The 16,725-nt window shown below is 71.2% G+C and carries 13 protein-coding genes and 3 pseudogenes; 10 read left to right on the top strand and 6 right to left on the bottom strand.

Annotation, left to right across the window (positions count from 1 at the left end; all coding sequences use genetic code 11):
• Positions 1-78 precede the first annotated feature (78 nt).
• From VS93_RS20310 to VS93_RS20320, 3 genes and pseudogenes are all read right to left on the bottom strand, one after another.
• Positions 79-690 carry a ClpP family protease gene (locus VS93_RS20310; protein WP_046471490.1) on the bottom strand — a complete coding sequence of 204 codons (612 nt, stop codon included), beginning with the start codon at positions 688-690 and terminating at the stop codon, positions 79-81.
• A pseudogene (locus VS93_RS20315) lies at positions 687-1,354 on the bottom strand (ClpP family protease). The gene VS93_RS20310 and the pseudogene VS93_RS20315 overlap by 4 nt, the downstream one beginning before the upstream one ends.
• A gap of 343 nt (positions 1,355-1,697) precedes the next feature.
• Positions 1,698-2,132, bottom strand: a complete 435-nt coding sequence (locus VS93_RS20320; protein WP_046471491.1) for a hypothetical protein — start codon at positions 2,130-2,132, stop codon at positions 1,698-1,700.
• Positions 2,133-2,309: 177 nt separating this feature from the next.
• On the opposite strand from VS93_RS20320, the gene VS93_RS20325 reads away from it, so the two are divergent.
• The 5 genes from VS93_RS20325 (at position 2,310) to fahA (ending at position 8,741) form a co-directional block, all read left to right on the top strand.
• A complete protein-coding gene (locus VS93_RS20325) occupies positions 2,310-3,269 on the top strand; it encodes an MBL fold metallo-hydrolase (RefSeq protein WP_046471492.1) in 960 nt (319 codons plus the stop codon).
• A 148-nt stretch (positions 3,270-3,417) separates the two neighbouring features.
• Complete coding sequence (locus VS93_RS20330; protein WP_082127060.1) at positions 3,418-5,103, top strand: FAD-dependent monooxygenase; 1,686 nt, start codon at positions 3,418-3,420, stop codon at positions 5,101-5,103.
• Between the two features lie 183 nt (positions 5,104-5,286).
• Positions 5,287-6,456 carry a homogentisate 1,2-dioxygenase gene (locus VS93_RS20335; RefSeq protein WP_046471494.1) on the top strand — a complete coding sequence of 390 codons (1,170 nt, stop codon included), beginning with the start codon at positions 5,287-5,289 and terminating at the stop codon, positions 6,454-6,456.
• Positions 6,457-6,518: 62 nt separating this feature from the next.
• Positions 6,519-7,373: a hypothetical protein gene (locus VS93_RS20340; RefSeq protein ID WP_046471510.1), complete on the top strand. Its 855-nt coding sequence runs from the start codon at positions 6,519-6,521 to the stop codon at positions 7,371-7,373.
• 165 nt (positions 7,374-7,538) lie between these two features.
• Positions 7,539-8,741, top strand: a complete 1,203-nt coding sequence (gene fahA / locus VS93_RS20345; protein ID WP_046471495.1) for a fumarylacetoacetase — start codon at positions 7,539-7,541, stop codon at positions 8,739-8,741.
• Positions 8,742-8,791: 50 nt separating this feature from the next.
• Here the strand turns inward: fahA and VS93_RS27235 are convergent, their stop codons facing one another.
• Positions 8,792-9,874, bottom strand: coding sequence for a hypothetical protein (locus tag VS93_RS27235; RefSeq protein WP_052745890.1), 1,083 nt, complete (start codon positions 9,872-9,874; stop codon positions 8,792-8,794).
• A 269-nt stretch (positions 9,875-10,143) separates the two neighbouring features.
• On the opposite strand from VS93_RS27235, the gene VS93_RS20355 reads away from it, so the two are divergent.
• A complete protein-coding gene (locus tag VS93_RS20355; RefSeq protein WP_046471496.1) occupies positions 10,144-11,076 on the top strand; it encodes a glycerophosphodiester phosphodiesterase in 933 nt (310 codons plus the stop codon).
• Positions 11,077-11,184: 108 nt separating this feature from the next.
• Here VS93_RS20355 and VS93_RS20360 read toward each other — a convergent pair.
• Together VS93_RS20360 and VS93_RS20365 are read right to left on the bottom strand one after the other, a co-directional pair.
• A pseudogene (locus tag VS93_RS20360) lies at positions 11,185-12,758 on the bottom strand (beta-N-acetylhexosaminidase).
• A 123-nt stretch (positions 12,759-12,881) separates the two neighbouring features.
• Entirely contained in the window at positions 12,882-13,763 is an 882-nt protein-coding gene (locus VS93_RS20365) for an Lrp/AsnC family transcriptional regulator (protein WP_052745893.1), read from the bottom strand.
• 335 nt (positions 13,764-14,098) lie between these two features.
• Between VS93_RS20365 and VS93_RS20370 the strand changes: the two genes are divergently transcribed.
• The 4 genes and pseudogenes from VS93_RS20370 (at position 14,099) to VS93_RS20380 (ending at position 16,657) form a co-directional block, all read left to right on the top strand.
• Positions 14,099-14,980: a DMT family transporter gene (locus VS93_RS20370; protein WP_052745891.1), complete on the top strand. Its 882-nt coding sequence runs from the start codon at positions 14,099-14,101 to the stop codon at positions 14,978-14,980.
• A 43-nt stretch (positions 14,981-15,023) separates the two neighbouring features.
• Positions 15,024-15,575 (top strand): annotated as a pseudogene (locus VS93_RS33095) (glycosyltransferase); the annotation flags it as partial.
• Positions 15,500-16,237, top strand: a complete 738-nt coding sequence (locus tag VS93_RS33100) for a glycosyltransferase (RefSeq protein WP_394298837.1) — start codon at positions 15,500-15,502, stop codon at positions 16,235-16,237. The pseudogene VS93_RS33095 and the gene VS93_RS33100, both read left to right, overlap by 76 nt.
• Positions 16,238-16,333: 96 nt before the next feature.
• The gene (locus tag VS93_RS20380) at positions 16,334-16,657 is read left to right on the top strand and encodes a hypothetical protein (RefSeq protein ID WP_046471498.1); all 324 of its coding nucleotides are present in this window, start codon (positions 16,334-16,336) and stop codon (positions 16,655-16,657) included.
• The last annotated feature ends 68 nt before the right edge of the window (positions 16,658-16,725 follow it).

Here is a 16,725-nt window from a genome sequence, read left to right on the forward strand (position 1 = left end):
CGCCCGCCCCGGAGCGGGCCCGCAGGCGATGCTGCTCGCCGCCTGAGCACGGCCGCGCGGTACCGGGCGGCCCCGCCCTCAGGCCGTGCTGAGGGCGAGGTCGCGCGCTGTGATCAGATCGTCGATCAGGCCGTACTCCCTGGCCTGCTGGGCGGTGAAGATCGCGTCCCGGTCGGTGTCCTCCCGCAGCCGCTGCGCGCTCTGCCCGGTGTGGTGTGCCAGGATCTCCTCGATCTGGGCCCGGATCCGCAGTACCTCGGCCGCCTGGATCTCCAGGTCGGCGGCCTCGCCTTGGGCCTCAGTAGAGGGCTGGTGCAGCAGGATCCGGGAGTGCGGCAGAGCCGCGCGCTTTCCCGGCGTTCCGGCGGCCAGCAGCACGGCCGCTCCTGAGGCGGCCTGCCCCATACAGACGGTCGCGACGTCGGCGCGTACGAACCGCATGGTGTCATAGATCGCCGTCAGCGCGGTGCTGGAGCCGCCCGGCGAGTTGATGTAGAGCTGGATGTCGCGCTCGTTGTTCTCGTAGTCCAGGTGCAGCAGCTGCGCCATGACGACGTTGGCGACGTCGTCGTCGATCGCGGTCCCCAGGAAGATGATCCGCTCCGAGAGTAGCCGGCTGAACACGTCGAAGGAGCGTTCTCCTTTGGGACTCCGCTCGATGACCGTCGGGATCGTGTAGCGCCCGCTCATGCCGCTCCTCCCTCCTTGCCCGCCGCGGCGGCCGGTGTGCTGAACCCGAAGCGGCGGGCCGTCTCGTCGCCCAGGTCGGCGATGCTCGCCACGACCCGGTCGACGAATCCGTACTCCTTGGCCTGCTCGGCGGTGAACCAGCGGTCGCGCCGCTGGTCCTCGGCCACCTTCTCCGCGTGCTGGCCGGTGTGCTCGGCGATGAGCCGCTGTATGGTCTGCTTGGTGTGGGCCAGGTTCTCGGCCTGGATGGCGATGTCGGCTGCGGTCCCGCCCAGCCTCCGGAGGGCTGGTGCATCATGATCCGCGCGTGGGGGAGGCTGAAGCGCTTGCCGGACGTGCCGGTGCACAGCAGGAACTGCCCCATGCTGTAGGCGGAGCCCATGGCCAGGGTGGCGACGTCGTTGGGGATGAACCGCATCGTGTCGTAGATGGCCATTCCGGCGGTGATGGAGCCGCCCGGACTGTTGATGCACAGGGTGATGTCGCGTTTGGCGTCCTCCTCGGCGAGCAGCAGGAGCTGCGCGCAGACGCGGTTGGCGATCGCGTCGTCTACCTGGGCGCCCAGCACCACGATCCGGCCGTGCAGCAGGCGGGCCGCGATCTGGTCGTCGAATGGCGCGGCGGCGGGGTCCGCCGCCGCGAGCCGCGGTTCGGTCGAGAGCACGTCTCCTCCTCGGACCGGCCTTCCGGGGCCAGGCGGCGCTCGCCTGGTCGGGCCGGTCCGTTTCAGCCTGCGGCCGGAACGAGGGCGGAATCGAGCGTTTCTGCCGTGCGGAGATCTGCTGCGGGCAGAGCGGCCCGGACACCGGGCCGGGAGAGTCGCCTCACTCGCTGAAGAGCGGGCGGCCCGCTACTCGGGTGCCGTGGTCGCACCGAGGAGTCGCCCTCCACGCCCCCGTCGTCGATGGTGACGGTGTGTCCGCTGTCCACGGTGAAGCTGTCGCCGGGCTCCCCCGTGACACCCTCGGAGGTGCCGCCTCCGTCCTCGGAGACGGAGAGGCGCCCCCCTACTGCCCCTCGTCGTCGATGAGGCCGTCGACGACGTCGTCCAGGACCAGGGCGCGGTCGTCGTCGTAGAGGCGGCGCAGTTCGCTGAGCGCGTCCTGGGTGTTGATCCGGTGCGCCCTGCGGTACTTGATCACGCACATCAGCGCCACGTTCCGTGTCGGGGCGGCCCAGCGTTTGACCTCGTCCGGCGGGAGCAGCGAGTAGAGGCTCACCGGGTAGCGGGTGTGCCGGGTGCGCCACCGCTCCGCCTGTTTGATGACGAAGCCCTTCAGCAGTGAGTCGAAGATGCCGCCGCGCTCCACGTCGGCCAGCGCCTCGCTGTTTCCCGTTTCGCGGCATTCCGCGCAGTTGGCCAGCTCCGCCTTGAGGAGGCTGCGGGCCCTGGGGTGATCGACGTGCTCCGCGTTGAGCTTGCTGGGGTGTCGGTGGGCCATCTGTTCAGAGTAGAGCGATTCACGAGGACTCGTCTCTTTCGGGGAACGGCGCTCCCAGCAGGCCGGGTGGGCGGAGGGGAGCCGCGGTGTGGCCCCTTGCCGGTGGCCTGGGTCACATCTACCATTGGTTCTAAATAAGAATATTTAGTTCGATAATCGATCAAGGAGTGCCGGGGTATGGCCAAACCGTTCGCGAGCTCCGCGGACCTCGAAGAGAAACGGCAGACCCTTGAGGTCCTCGCCGACGGGGTCTACGCGCTCACCGCCGAAGGCGACCCCAACATCGGGGCGATCGAGGGAGAGGACTTCCTCGTCTGCTTCGAGGCCCTGGCCACCCCCGCGGCCGCCCGGACGTGGCTCGCGCGGCTGCGTGAGCACACCGGCAAGCCCGTCCGCTACCTGGTGCTCTCGCACTACCACGCGGTCCGGGTGCTGGGGGCGAGCGCCTTCGAGGCCGACGTCATCCTCACGCACGAGAAGACGCGCGAACTCATCGCGGAGCGGGGCGAGGCCGACTGGGCCAGCGAATACGGCAGGATGCCCCGCCTGTTCGCCGAGCCGGAGTCCATCCCCGGCCTGACCTGGCCCACCGCGACCTTCGCCGAGAGGTTCACGATCGACCTCGGCGGCGACCGCGGTGACCTCGTCCTGCAGTACTGCGGGCGCGGGCACACCGAGGGTGACATCGTCGCATGGCTGCCCAGGCACCGGGTCCTCTTCACCGGGGACCTCGTGGAGGCCGAGGCCGCCCTCTACACCGGCGACGCCTTCCACCACGACTGGGCCACGGCGACGCTGGACCGCGTCGCCGCGTTCGGAGCCGAGGCACTGGTCGGAGGCCGGGGTGCGGTGGCCAAGGGGCGGGAGGCCTGCGACGCCGCCATCGCGCAGACCCGGGGTTTCCTGGACGTCATGCGCCAAGAGGTCGGCTTCGTCCACGGGCGCGGCGGCCCCCTCAAGGAGGCGTTCGAGGCCGCACACGCCGCGCTCGCGCCCAAGTTCGGGCAGTGGCCGATCTTCGAGCACTGCCTGCCCTTCGACGTCGCGCGGCTCTGGGAGGAGTACAGCGGAGTCGAGCGGCCCACGGTCTGGACGGCCGAGCGCGACCGTGAAGTGTGGGCACAGCTGCAGGACTGAGCAGCGGAAAAGGGGAACAGGAAGAGGAACGAGCCCTTGGGGCGCGGTTCGCGGAGCGTCCGCGGGGCGTCGCTGTCCGGCCGCCCCTCGGGGACCGGCGGGGCGCGGCCCCGACGTCGAACCGACCGAAGTCGAGCGGGAGCGGCCCATGTCATCTGCAGTCCAGTCCTCGGCGGCGCCGGACGGTCGGTCCTCCCCCTCCGATCCGGTGCTGATCGCCGGGGCCGGACCGGTGGGACTGTGCACGGCGCTCACCCTGGCCCGGTTCGGCGTGCCGTCACTGGTACTGGAGACCGAGGCGGAGCGGGGCGCCGACTACTTCCGCGAGACCGGGTCGAAAGCGATCTGCTTCCAGCGCGACGTGCTCGACGTCTTCGACCGGCTCGGCGTCGCGGCCCCGCTGGTGGCCGAAGGAACGACCTGGACGACTGCGCGCACCTACTACCGCGAGCACGAGGTGCGGACCGTGACGTTCCCCGGCGGCGCAACGGGAACGGCGTCCGAGCTGCCGCCGTGGATCAACATCTCCCAGGCCCGCGTGGAGCAGGAGCTGCTGCGCCGCGCGGAGGCGGAGCAGCTCATCACGCTCCGCTACGGCCACCGGGTCACAGCGCTGCACGAGCACGCCGGCCACGTCACCGTCGAGACCGACGGCGAGCACGGTCACGGCACCGCGCGCGGCAGCCACCTCGTGGGCGCTGACGGCCCCCGGAGCGCCGTCAGGCACCTGCTCGGTATCGGCTTTCCCGGTGAGTCCTTCGCCGACCGCTTCCTGATCTGCGACATCCGCGCCGAACTGCCGTTCCCCAACGAGCGCCGATTCTTCTTCGACCCGGAGTGGAACCCCGGACGCCAGGTGCTTCTCCACCAGTGCCCCGACTCCACCTGGCGCATCGACTGGCAGGTGTCCGAGGACTACGACCTGGCGGAGGAGCGGGCCAGCGGGGCGCTGGAGGCCCGCATCCGGAAGATCGTGGGCGAACGGCCCTACGAGCTCGTGTGGTTGTCGGTGTACCGGTTCCACGAACGCTGCGCGGAGCGGTTCCGCGTCGGCAGGGTGTTCCTCGCCGGCGACGCCGCCCACCTCTACGCCCCTTTCGGGGCGCGCGGACTCAACAGCGGGGTGCAGGACGCGGAGAACCTCGGCTGGAAGCTGGCATGCACCCGAACCTCCGCCACCGGCCCGCGCGCCGCGGAGACCCTCCTCGACAGCTACCACGACGAGCGCTGGGCCGCGGCGCGGGAGAACCTGCGGGTCACCGGGGACACGATGCGGTTCCTGGTTCCGCACAGCGAGGAGAACCGGCGGTGCAGGCGGGAGACACTGGAGCTGGCCGTCACCGATCCCGGCGCGCGCTCCCGGATCGACTCGGGCAAGCTCGCCGAGCCCTACTGGTACCCGGGATCGTCGCTGACCACGCCGCCCGCCGTTTCCGAGCCCATCCCCGCCGAACCCGGGCAGAGCCGTCCACCGGTACCCGGGGTGATCTGCCCGGACGGGCCGTGCCGGGTACCGGGGCGCCCGGAGGTCACCCGGCTGCGGCAACTCTTCGGCGGCGGATTCACCGTCCTCACCGCCGATCCCGAACACGCCCGGGCGCTCGCCGACGCGATGACCGGGACCCCGCTACCCGTGGCGGTGTACGCGCTGAGCGACATCGACGTCGAGGGCACCCTGGCGACGGCACTGCGCGGCGGCACCGGGACGACCCACGTGGTCAGGCCGGACGCCCACCTGTGCGCGGTGCTTCCCGACGCCGACAGCCGAACGGTTCGCGCCGCTGTCCTTCGCGCATGCGGCCGGCCGGTCGGCGTACCGGAGGGAGCGCCGTGACTCGGAAACCGCGCCGGACCGGACCGCGTTCCCCCGCTGTCGTGAACCGCCGCGGGATAGGGGAGGGAACGTGCCCCCACTCCCAAGTCCACCCGCACCGCCTGCGGTCCCGCCACACCCGCTTCCGCGTTGTGGACAACCCGAGGCGCCGGGAACGGCACCTCTGTCAGAAAGGAACTCCCGATGCCGTTCTATCGCGCGGTTGGTGAGCTTCCCCGCAAGCGCCACGTGGTCTTCCGGCGCCCCGACGGGGGGATCTACGCCGAGGAGCTGATGGGCGAGGAGGGCTTCTCCTCGGATTCCTCGCTGCTCTACCACCGTTTCCCGCCCACCGCCATCGTCAAGTCCGAACCCGCGGACGACCCGTCGGCCGATGCCGAGACCACCCCGAACCTGCCGCTGGCGCCCCGCCACTTCCGCACCACCGAGCTGAAGTCCGGCGGTGATCTGGTCGGCGGGCGCCGGCTGCTGGCCGGGAACAACGACGTGCGCCTCAGCTTCGCCGCCGCCGACCGGCCCAGCGAGCTCTACCGCAACTCCGTCGGCGACGAGACCGTCTACGTGCAGTCCGGCTCCGCGCGGTTCGAGTCCACCTACGGGGTCATCCGGGCCGGCGAGGGCGACTACGTCAACGTCCCCACCGGCACCATCCACCGATGGGTCCCCGAAGGGGCGGTCGCCGCGCTCGTCATCGAGGCCGCCGGACACATCCGCCCGCCCCAGCGCTACCTGTCGCGCTACGGCCAGTTCCTGGAACACGCGCCCTACTGCGAGCGCGACCTGCGCGGCCCCACCGAGCCGCTGGTCATGGACGGGCCCGAAGCCGAGTCGGCCACCCCCGTTCTGGTGCGCACGCGCGGCGGACTGACCCGAATGACGTTCGCGCACCACCCGTTCGACGTCGTCGGCTGGGACGGCTGCCTCTACCCGTACGCCTTCAACATCGGCGACTTCGAGCCGATCGTGAAGAAGACGCACGCACCGCCGCCCGTCCACCAGACGTTCGAGGGGCCCAACTTCGTCGTGTGCTCCTTCTGCCCGCGCCCGCTGGACTTCCACGAGGAGGCCGTGCCCATCCCGTACAACCACCACAACGTCGACAGTGACGAGTTCATGTACTACGTGGCGGGCGACTACGCCGCGCGCAAGGGATCCGGAATCGGGATCGGATCCGTCTCGCTGCACCCGGCCGGCTTCACGCACGGTCCGCAGCCCGGGGCGGTCGAGGCCGCGCTGGGTGCCCAGCGGACCAGCGAGACAGCGGTTATGATCGACACCTTCCGCCCGCTCGACATCGGCCCGGCGGGGCGTGAGTGCGAGGACCCGGGCTACGCGTGGACGTGGGCGCGCTGATGGGCCCCGGCGAGAGCGCGCTCCGGCGCTCGGAGCCGCCGGAACGAGTGGAGGGTGCGGGTATGCCCGATGGCGGCGGCGCGACGGATGTCCTGCTGCGCGCACTGGTCGACGACGCCGGCCTTTTCCCGCCGACAGCGCTGCCGATGACCGAGGCCGTGCGGCGGCACCGCGCCGACCGCAGCGAGGCGAACGCGATGCTCACCCACCGGTTCCTGTGCCCACTGAGCCGGTGGGAGGAGCTGCTGGCGGCGCTCTCCGACAGGGAGACCGAGGCGATGCACGTCGGGCTGCTCCTCGATACCGAAGCCGGCATGAACGGCGTGCCCGCGCCGCCCGATCCCCGGGTGCGGATCACGCACTACGAGACGCCCGTCGCTCCCGACGACGTCGGCAGGGCCGCCCGCTACCTGGCCGGGGTCGGGCCCGAACCCGGACGCCGGCCCCTCTACCTTGAGGTGGAGCGCGGCCCCGGGTGGCTGGACGCCGTGGCCAAGCTGGCCGGCGCCGCGCCGCTCGGGGCCAAGGTGCGCTGCGGCGGCGTGCGCGCCGAACTGTTCCCCGAGGTCGCCGAACTCGCGGCCTTCATCGCCACCTGCGCCCAACACACCGTTCCGTTCAAGGCGACGGCCGGGCTGCACCACGCCGTCCGGCATACCGACGAGGCCACCGGTTTCACCCACCACGGTTACCTCAACCTGCTGCTCGCCACAGCGGAGGCGGTGGACGGCCACGGCCAGCACGCCGTGGCCGACGCCCTCCTGGTGGACGACCCCGGGACACTGGCGGGGGAGATCCGGGGAATCCCGCGCCTCGTCGCCGAACACGCGCGCACGCTGTTCGTGTCCTACGGGTCATGCAGCACGCGCGCCCCGATCGCCGACGTCGAGCGCCTGGGGTTGGCCGGGGCCGGTTGACGGGGATGTACGGGGGAGGCCGCCCCGGTCCGCACACCGGGCGCGGCGGGCCGGAAGTCCCGGCGAATGGTGCGGGGTGGAGGTGGCGGAGCGCGCCCCGTGCCCCGCGGCGCGCTCCGCCACGAGCGGCGGGCGCGGAGACCACAACTCGAATCGAGGAGGAACGTGACCACCACCTGGGTGTCCGGAGCCGACGAGTCCGGGTACGGCGCCGACAACCTGCCTTTCGGAGTGTTCTCCCACGCCGGGGACCCGCCCCGGGTCGGCGTGCGCGTGGGGGACTACGTCCTCGACCTCGCCGCGCTCCTGGGCGACCCGGAGTTCTCCGCCGCCACCCTCAACCCGTTCATGGCGCGCGGCTCCACCGCGTGGCGGGCGACACGCGCCAAGGTCTCCGGGATGCTGACGAAGGAGGCCGGGCGCGCGCTCGCCGAGCCGCACCTGGTCCCACTGTCCGAGGTACGGCTGCAGGCGCCGTTCGACGTCGCCGATTACGTCGACTTCTACTGTTCGCTGGAGCACGCCGGCAACGTCGGGAGGATCTTCCGGCCCGACAGCGAACCGCTCAACCCCAACTGGCGCCACCTGCCGGTGGGCTATCACGGCCGCGCGGGGACGGTGGTGTCCTCGGGCACCGGCATCGTGCGCCCGGCCGGCCAGCGCCGCCCGCCGGGGGTCGAGTACCCGATGTTCGAGCCGAGCCGCCGTCTGGACGTGGAGGCCGAACTGGGCTTCGTCGTGGGCTCGCCGACCTCGCTGGGGCGTGCCGTTCCGGTGGAGGACTTCGCCGAGCACGTGTTCGGCGTCGTCCTCGTCAACGACTGGAGCGCCCGCGACATCCAGGCGTGGGAGTACGTGCCGCTGGGGCCGTTCCTGGGCAAGTCGTTCGCGACGTCGATATCGCCGTGGGTGGTGCCGCTGGACGCCCTCGGCGCGGCCCGGATCGCCGGGCGCGAGCAGGAGCCCGAGCCGCTCCCGTACCTCAAGCGGGTCGCCGACTGGGGGCTGGACCTGGCGATCGAGCTCCGGCTCAACGGGGAGGTCGTCTCGCGTCCCCGCTACGCGTCCATGTACTGGACGCCCGACCAGATGCTGGCCCACATGACCAGCAACGGGGCGGCGCTGCGTACGGGGGACCTCTACGCCTCCGGCACCATCTCCGGACCTTTGCCCGGACAACGCGGATCGCTGCTGGAACTGACCTGGGGCGGGACGAAACCGCTGACCCTCGCCGACGGCTCCACCCGGACCTTCCTGGAGGACGGCGACACCTTCACCATCAGCGGGTCGGCGCACGGTATGGGCGGCGGCACCATCTCGCTGGGGGAGGTCACCGGTACGGTACAGCCCACGCGTCACCAGGACTGACATCGGCGGTGGGGCCCGCACAGGCGGGCTCCGCCGGTGTCCGAAGCGGGTCAGTGGTTCATCGGGGCGGAGGGCAGGGTCCAGGCCAAGGCGTCCCGGAACCGCGCACCGCCGGGCGGGGTCTCACCGCCGGTCCTCTCGGTGATCGCCTCGACCACTGACGGGTCGATCCCGAAGCGCTCGGCGCACGCGTTCACCGCGTCCTTCCGGTCGGTCTCGACGGTGGCGCTCCAGAGCTCGGCGAACCGCGCCTCGCTGGCCGCGACGGCCCCCGCGTCCAGGGCGGTCTCCTCGGTGTTCCCCGGGGTCGCGCCGATGACCTGCCCGGCGAGGCAGCGGCGGACCTCCGGCTCGGACACGTCCGGAGGGAGTTCCTGGCGCGCGTGGGCCCCGTCCCCATGCCCTGCCGCGGGCTGCTCGTCCTCTGGTGCTCCCCCCTCCAGCGTCCGGGGAGCGCCGGGATTCGCGTGGGGCGCCTCCCGGGTCGTTCCGCCCTCCGGTGCGTCGACGGCCTCGGGCCGGCCGGTTTCGAAGCCGTCCGCCCCAGCGCCGTCCTCCGGGGACTGCGGATCCCCCGCCCGTCCGCCCTGCGGCTCCGTCTCCTCCTGCCGTTCGTTGGAGGCGGCCATCCGGGTCAGCTCGCCGGAGTCCCACGTTTCGGGTCGCAGGTAGATCGTGACCGCGAGTCCGGGCTCCTCGACCCAGAACAGGTCACCGGTCCCCTCCGACAGGTAGGTGTCCCTGTCGTTGTTGTCGATCTCCCTCAGTTGGTCGGCGTCGAGGTGGCCGTACTGGGCGTCCCGGAGGTCGGCGAGTGAGGTGATGCCCCCGTCCCGGAGGACCTCGATCTTGCCGTAGACCTCATCGGGGCCCTCCATCCAGGTGATGTCCGAGGTCCGGCCGCCGTGCCCGTCCGTTGCGGACTTGGCGTTCAGGCCGTGTTCCTCCAGCCTCGGCGGCAGGTACCCGATCGTGAATCCGTCCAGGGTGTAGGACGACGCGTTCTGCCGCACAACGGGCCACGCAGGCGGCGCTTCGTCGTTGGCCGCGGCAGCGGTGGGAACAGCGAGTCCGGCAACGGAGATCGTGGTGGCGCTGGAGAGCGCGATCCACCTCTTGCTGGGCTTGCGCATGCTCGAACCTCTCGTGATCCGCTACTCAAAGTAAGGTTGGAGGTGCTGTGTGCGACCATCAACAGCCTCAAAAGTCGCACACAGCGCAATGAAATGCTCACAATAGGTGGTTCGTGTCGCGAGTTCGGCGCTGTTCACCGGTAGGTCTAGTGCACGTGTAAGGGAGTTCCTGGGAGCTGCACCCCCGGCTCGTTTTGCTGACACCAGTCGGTAACTCTCTGGGGTCACCCTAGGGCTGTCAGTGAATTCGCCCCTGAAGGGGGAGTGTCATGTTCCAGCGACTGGGAATCGTCGCGACCACTACGGCTTTGACGCTGGTCGGCGGCGGCGGTGTTGCTGTAGCGGTCCCTGCCCTTGAGCCCGTGGCCGACGACGCGTCGGGTACCGGCTCCGAAGCGCGGGTAGTCACCGATGTCGCTCACAGAGGAGCGTCAGGGTACGCCCCGGAGAACACACTCGCGGCGATCGACGAGGCCGACGAGCGGGAAGCGACGACCGTCGAGGTCGACGTCCAGCGCAGCAGCGACGGCGAGCTCGTGGTCGTGCACGACACGACATTGGAACGGACCACCGACGTCGAGGACGTCTTCCCCGACCGCGCTCCCTACAACGTCGGCGACTTCACGCTCGGCGAGCTGAAGGAACTCGACGCCGGCTCGTGGTACGGCTCCGACTACGCCGGTGAGGAGGTTCCCACCCTGGAGGAGGTCCTGGACCGGCTGGAACAGTACGGCATCGGCTTCCTGCTTGAGATCAAGTCGCCCGCGCTCTACCCCGGCATCGAGTCGGACATCGCGGACACGTTCGCCGAGCACTCCCAGTGGCTGGCCCCGAGCGACGGTGAGACGAACCGCCTCGTCATCCAGAGCTTCGACTGGGACTCGGTCAAGCGGTCCAGCGACGAGCTCCCCGAGGTTCCGCACGGCCTGCTGGGGCGGGCCCCGGAGGGGGAGATCGAGGACTACGCCGAGTGGGCGGACCAGATCAACCCCAACCACACCGGCCTGGACGCCGATTACGTCGACAGCGTGCACGACGCCGGCATGGAGATCCTCCCCTACACGCTGAACAAGGCCGAGGACATGCGCTCGGTGATCGACATGGGCGTCGACGGCATCATCTCCGACTACCCCGATGTCGCGCGCCAGGTCATCGAAGAGGAGGAAGGGGGGCGGCTCCCGCAGCGGCAGGCCCTTCCCTGACACGGACCACGGCGCTTCCCGGGAAACCGGAACGGTTCCGCGTCCTTCGGCCGTGGAACCGGCAGCGGGCCGTGGCGTCCCCGCGGGGACGCCACGGCCCGCGCGGTCTCACTCGCGGCCCGGGACGCCCGGGCGCTGCTGCCAGGGCAGGGGGCCGTCAAGGGGGCGGTACTCCACGCCGAGCGCGTCCAGCCGGACGAGGTGCGACTCCAGCCTGGGCAGAAACTCCCGGTAGTCGCGTCCGCCCGGGGACCAGACCGTCTCTGCGAACGCCGCGAGCCGGGGAAAGGCCATGAAGTCCACGGCGCGCGGCGAGTCCATGTGCTCGGTCCACACGTTGACCTGCGCGCCGAGCACGTGCCGCTCGTGGTCCTCGGTGAGTTCCTCGGGCACCGGCTCCGAGGCGTAGACATCGGCCAGGGTCAGCGCGGCGCCGATGGGGACCGGCTCCTCCTCGGCGTCGGACTGCCGGTAATCCAGGTAGCAGGTGCCGGTCGGGCACATGATGACGTCGTGGCCGGCCCGTGCCGCCGCGACCCCGCCCTCGGTGCCGCGCCACGACGCCACGGTGGCTCCCGATGCCAGGCCGCCCTCCAGGATCTCGTCCCACCCTACGAGGCGGCGGCCGCGTTCGCTGAAGTAGGCGTTGAACCGCCGGATGAACCAGCTCTGCAGTTCGTCCTCCCCTGCCAGTCCCTCCTCGCGGATGCGCTGCTGGGCCTTCTCGCTCGCCCGCCACTGCCCCTTGGGGCACTCGTCGCCGCCGATGTGGATGTACCTGCTCGGGAACAGCTCCATGACTTCGTCGAAGACGTCCTGGTAGAACTTCACGGTGGCGTCGGAGACGTTGAGGACGTTCTCGATGACGCCCCACTGCCGGCCGACCTCCACCGGATCGCCCTCTCCGAGTTCCGGGTAGGCGGCGATCGCGGCCTGGGAATGGCCGGGGACGTCGATCTCCGGAACGACCGTGATGTGCCGGGCGGCGGCGTAGCGACGATCTCGCGGATGTCGTCCTGGGTGTAGAAGCCGCCGTGCGGCCTGCCGTCGAAGACCGGCGGATGCCCCGCTCCCACCTGGCTCTCCCGCCGCCACGCGCCCACGCTGGTGAGCTTGGGGTAGCGCTTGATCTCGATGCGCCACCCCTGGTCGTCGGTGAGGTGCAGGTGCAGCACGTTGAGCTTGTGCATGGCGAGCAGGTCGATGAACCGCAGCACGTCGTGCTTGGGCATGAAGTGCCGGGCGACGTCGAGCATGCAGCCGCGCCAGCCGAACCGGGGGCGGTCCGTGATGTGCACGGACGGGAGAACCCATGCGGCGGGGGCGACGGGGGACCGGCGGTAGGCGCCGGCCGGAAGGAGCTGGCGCAGTGTCTGGGCGCCGTAGAACACGCCGGGCGGGTCGTGCCCGACGACCAGCGCCCCTTCGCCGTCGATGATCAGCCGGTATCCCTCGGCGTCGAGCCCGGCGCTGGGGTCCACGCTCAGCCTGATCTGCGCGTTCTGCCCGTCGCCGGGCGCCAGCGGGAGACCGGTGGCCGCACCGAGCTCGGAGCGCAGCCACATCTCCGTGCCGCGCGCCGTGTGATCGGCGTCGATCCGGGTGGAGGGGGTCAGCGCGAGGCCGTCATAGGCGCCGACGGACAGCTCGGCCGGGCGCGGCACGAGGAGGGAAACGGGCATGGGGGCTCCCATCCGGTCTAGACCGATGGTGTCCATCGTGTCACGCCGGGCCGGACCAGGACACAGCGCCCGATGCGGGCGGAAAGGCCGCGAGGCGCGCCCCGCGGCCTGCCGGGAGGGCGATTAGCGGTCGTACCGCTCCTCGACCCGCTCAAGGTGGAGCCAGGTGTCGGTGACACGGACACCCGGTAGCGCGCGCAGCCGTTCGAAGAGCGCGTGCAGAGCGGGTACGGACTCGGCGGCGACGGCGCCGGTCAGGTCGGCCCGGCCGAGGCACCCGGTGAGGAACAGGGTCTCTTCCCAGGTGGTGATCTCCTTGGCGGCGTCGCTGTCCTCGGCCAGCAGCAGGGTGAAACCGCCGTGCCGGGCCAGCCCCAGCGCCCCCGGGTTGAGCAGGGCGGTCACCTGGACCGCGTGTTTGTGCAGCAGCCGCCTGACCCTGCTCCGCACGGCGCCGGCGGAAAGGCCGACGTGCCCGGCCATCTCGGCGAAGGAGAGGCGGCCGTCGCGTTCCAGCATGCCGAGCAGGACCAGGTCGGTCTCGTCGGGGTCGATCTGCAGAGGCTCGGAGGAGGCGAAGTAGGGGTCCTTGAGCACGCGGGTGTAGAGCAGCGTGTCGACCTCCGCGACGCCGGGTAGGTTCCGGATCCGGTCCACGGTCGCGGTCAGTCCCGCGAGGTCGCGCTCGCGCAGTTCGGCGACCAGGGGGAGGCGCCCCGTTGTCACGGCCACGGAGGTGACGGAGGACAGGTCCGCGAGGGCGGCGCCGACCGGGGCGGTGCCCTCGTCGACCCCGAGTGCCACCTGGGCGAGAACCCCGACACCGCGCACCGCGGGATGCGGTACGCCGACCACACGGATGATCCCGGAGTCGAGGAGGCGCCGCACCCGGAGCCGGGCGGCCGCCCGGGAGAGCCCTATACGTCTGGCCAGGCTCTCGAAAGGGAGGCGGCCGTCCGCCTGAAGCTCGCGTACGATCGCCGCGTCCGTGTCGTCGAGTTCCACGGCGTTCAATAGGCTCACCTCTACCATGTCCGGGGATAGGCCCTCATTCTGCCCAACGATCTCTCCGTCCCGTTCGGCGGTCCCCGTCCGGTCCGGGACCGGTGTCCTGGAGTGGACGCCGTGCGGTAAAGATGTGTTCCGGGGAGGCGGTCCCGGCGGATCCTCTGGGAAAACCTCAGCACAGGACGGGGTAGAGGTGGCACGCCCCTTATTCGGGGTGCTGGCGGTGTAGCCGGGCCGTTCCTTTTCCGAGCACCCTGAACACAGTCGGATGCGGTCGGCGGGACCGGAGGGACGATCGTGCAGGAGAACCGGATCGCGGAGGGAGCGCCGCGGTGGGCGTGACGACGATCTCGGTGCTGCTCGCGCTTGCGGGGGCGTTCTCGCTCGCGCTGGGGTCGGCGCTCCAGGAGCGCGATGCGGTACGGGCTCCCGGCCGCAGTGTCGCCCTGCCGGGGTTCCTGGTGTACCTGGCGCGGCGGCCGAGGTGGATCATCGGCACGCTGGCCGCGCTGGTCGGGGTGATCCTGCATCTGGCGGCGCTGAGCGGTGCTCCGCTCACGATCATCCAGCCGATCGGCGTCACCGGGCTGATCTTCGCGATCGTGCTGTCCACCCTCTTCAACAGGCGCCGGATACGCCCTGGCCCGGTGGTCGCCGGGGTGGCCGTCGTGGTGGGGCTCACCGGGGTCATCCTGCTCTTCCCGCACCATTCCGCCCCACCGGTGATGCCGCTCTCGACCGGGCTGGTGCTCACCGCCGTCATCGCGTGCGGAGGGGGCGCCGCCTACTTCGTCGCGCACCACATCCCGGCCGGGCCGCGCGCCATGCTGCTCGCGGCCGCCGGTGGTGCGGCGCTCGGCACGACCTCCGCGTTCGCGCGGGTCGTGGCCTCCCAGGTGGCGTCCGACGTCACCGTGGTCTTCGGCTGGCTGACGGTCCTGGCCATCGGGGCGGCGGTCTTCGGCGGCCTGCTGCAGCAGAACGCCTACCGAACAGGCCATTTCGCGGCCGCCTACGCGACATTGCTCATTGTCGATCCCATAACGGGGGCGGGTATCGGGGCGGTGATGCTGGGCGAAGGACTCCCGGCGACAGGGGCGGACCGGGCGCTGGCGACCGCCGCCGGGGCCCTCGCCATCGCGGGGACGATAGTGCTGGCCAGGGCGAGGAACCGGAACCCCGACGCGGGGCGGCGACCGCGGACGAGCACCTGAACCGAGCATAAGGAGGAGGACCGTGCCGACCCGGGACCCTGTCGTGTCCGCCGGCGGAGCGACCGCGAAACCCGATTCCGCCAACCGGATCCTGATAGCCGCGGACACCTTTCCGCCGGATGTCAACGGGGCGAGCTACTTCACCCGCCGACTCGCCGCGGGCCTGGCGGCGCGCGGGCACGACATCCACGTGGTGTGCCCGTCGTCGGAGGGCCCTCCGGGCATCGAGCACGACGCCGGTGTCACTGTGCACCGCCTGCGTTCGGTGCCGGTGTCGGAGCATCCGCCCATGCGGGCCGCTCTGCCGATGGGCATCACCGGACACGGGGCCCGGCTCGTCAGCAGGCTCGCCCCGCAGGTAGTGCACGCCCAGAGCCATTTCACCGTCAGCCGCTGCGCGATCCGCTGCGGCCGCATGGCCGGTATCCCCGTTGTGCTGACCAACCACTTCATGCCCGAGAACCTGTTCGCGCACGCACGCGTCCCCGTGCGGTTGCACGGGTTTGTCGGCGCGCTCGCCTGGCGGGACATGATACGAGTGGCCCGCGGGGTCGACTATGTCACGACGCCCACCGAACGGGCGGCGTCGCTCCTCGCCCAGAAGGGATTCCGCGGCCATGTGGAGGCTGTCTCCTGCGGCATCGACCTGGAGCGCTTCCGCCCGCGCCCCGAAGGCGCGCGGCCGCACGCCGCCGGCTCGACCTGCCCGAGCGCGAGACCGCGGTGTTCGTCGGCCGCCTCGACGACGAGAAGCGCATCGGCGAGCTGATCCGGGCGCTGCCTCTTGTGCACCGGCACCGGGATCTGCAACTGGCGCTGGTGGGAACCGGACAGCAGCGGGCGGACCTGCGGCGGCTCGCCGAAGAACTCGGGGTGGCCGACCGGGTGCGTTTCCTGGGGTTCGTACCCGACGCGGACCTGTCGTCGGCTTATGCGGCCGCTGACCTGTTCGCCATCGCCAGCGTGGCCGAACTGCAGAGCATAGCCACGCTGGAGGCCATGTCGGCCGGGCTGCCGGTGGTGGCCGCCGACGCGCTCGCCCTGCCCCATCTGGTGCGCGAGGGGGAGAACGGCTCCCTCTTTCCCCCGGGCGACATCGAGGCCCTTGCCCGGTGCCTGGAGGGGGTCCTCGCCTCGGAGCAGCGGCGCGCGGCGATGGGGGAGGCCAGCAGGCGGATCGCGCAGACGCACGATCAGCAGCGCTCCCTGCGCCGGTTCGAGGAGATCTACCGAGCCATCCGGCCGCGGCGGAGGTGACCGACCCGGGGTGGTGCTTCCCGCTCGCCGTTCAATTTCCGCAGTTTTTGCGAGCCCGCTCAGTGATACATGGTGTGCGCTGGAAAGAGAGCACATGTGTGGTTCGTTGGAGCAGGCCGGGAGAACAGCGTTGCTGCGCAGGCGGAGGATATCGTCGCCCAGCTCCGCCGCGCCGAGTGCGAGGCCGGCGCGTACGAGGCCGACATGGCCGTCTTCGAACGCGACCACGCGGAGCTGGACCGGTGTGTGCAGCGGCTGGAGGCCGAGCTGAGCGCACTGCGCCAGCGGCGCATCGAGGCCTATGCGCGGTGGTGGAACGCCCGCGAGGACCGCGACCGGTCGCTGCACATCGCCCGCCGCCTGCGGCGCCGCCTGGAGAGGGTGCGGCGCCGGTTCCGTTCCCTGGAGGGCTACACCTGAGGCCGACCGGCGCGGAGCGGGGCCGCGTCCCCGTTCGGCGGGCACGGGGCGCCGAGAACGCGGCCCAG

This window comes from Allosalinactinospora lopnorensis (genome assembly GCF_000981225.1).
GTDB classification, from domain to species: domain Bacteria; phylum Actinomycetota; class Actinomycetes; order Streptosporangiales; family Streptosporangiaceae; genus Allosalinactinospora; species Allosalinactinospora lopnorensis.

Bases quoted from the DNA above. Each gene is read 5' to 3' on its own strand.
- VS93_RS27235 (WP_052745890.1), bottom strand. From the start codon at position 9,874: ATGCGCAAGCCCAGCAAGAGGTGGATCGCGCTCTCCAGCGCCACCACG.
- VS93_RS20340 (WP_046471510.1), top strand. From the start codon at position 6,519: ATGCCCGATGGCGGCGGCGCGACGGATGTCCTGCTGCGCGCACTGGTC.
- VS93_RS20330 (WP_082127060.1), top strand. From the start codon at position 3,418: ATGTCATCTGCAGTCCAGTCCTCGGCGGCGCCGGACGGTCGGTCCTCC.
- VS93_RS20335 (WP_046471494.1), top strand. From the start codon at position 5,287: ATGCCGTTCTATCGCGCGGTTGGTGAGCTTCCCCGCAAGCGCCACGTG.
- VS93_RS20320 (WP_046471491.1), bottom strand. From the start codon at position 2,132: ATGGCCCACCGACACCCCAGCAAGCTCAACGCGGAGCACGTCGATCAC.
- VS93_RS20325 (WP_046471492.1), top strand. From the start codon at position 2,310: ATGGCCAAACCGTTCGCGAGCTCCGCGGACCTCGAAGAGAAACGGCAG.
- VS93_RS20310 (WP_046471490.1), bottom strand. From the start codon at position 690: ATGAGCGGGCGCTACACGATCCCGACGGTCATCGAGCGGAGTCCCAAA.
- VS93_RS20355 (WP_046471496.1), top strand. From the start codon at position 10,144: ATGTTCCAGCGACTGGGAATCGTCGCGACCACTACGGCTTTGACGCTG.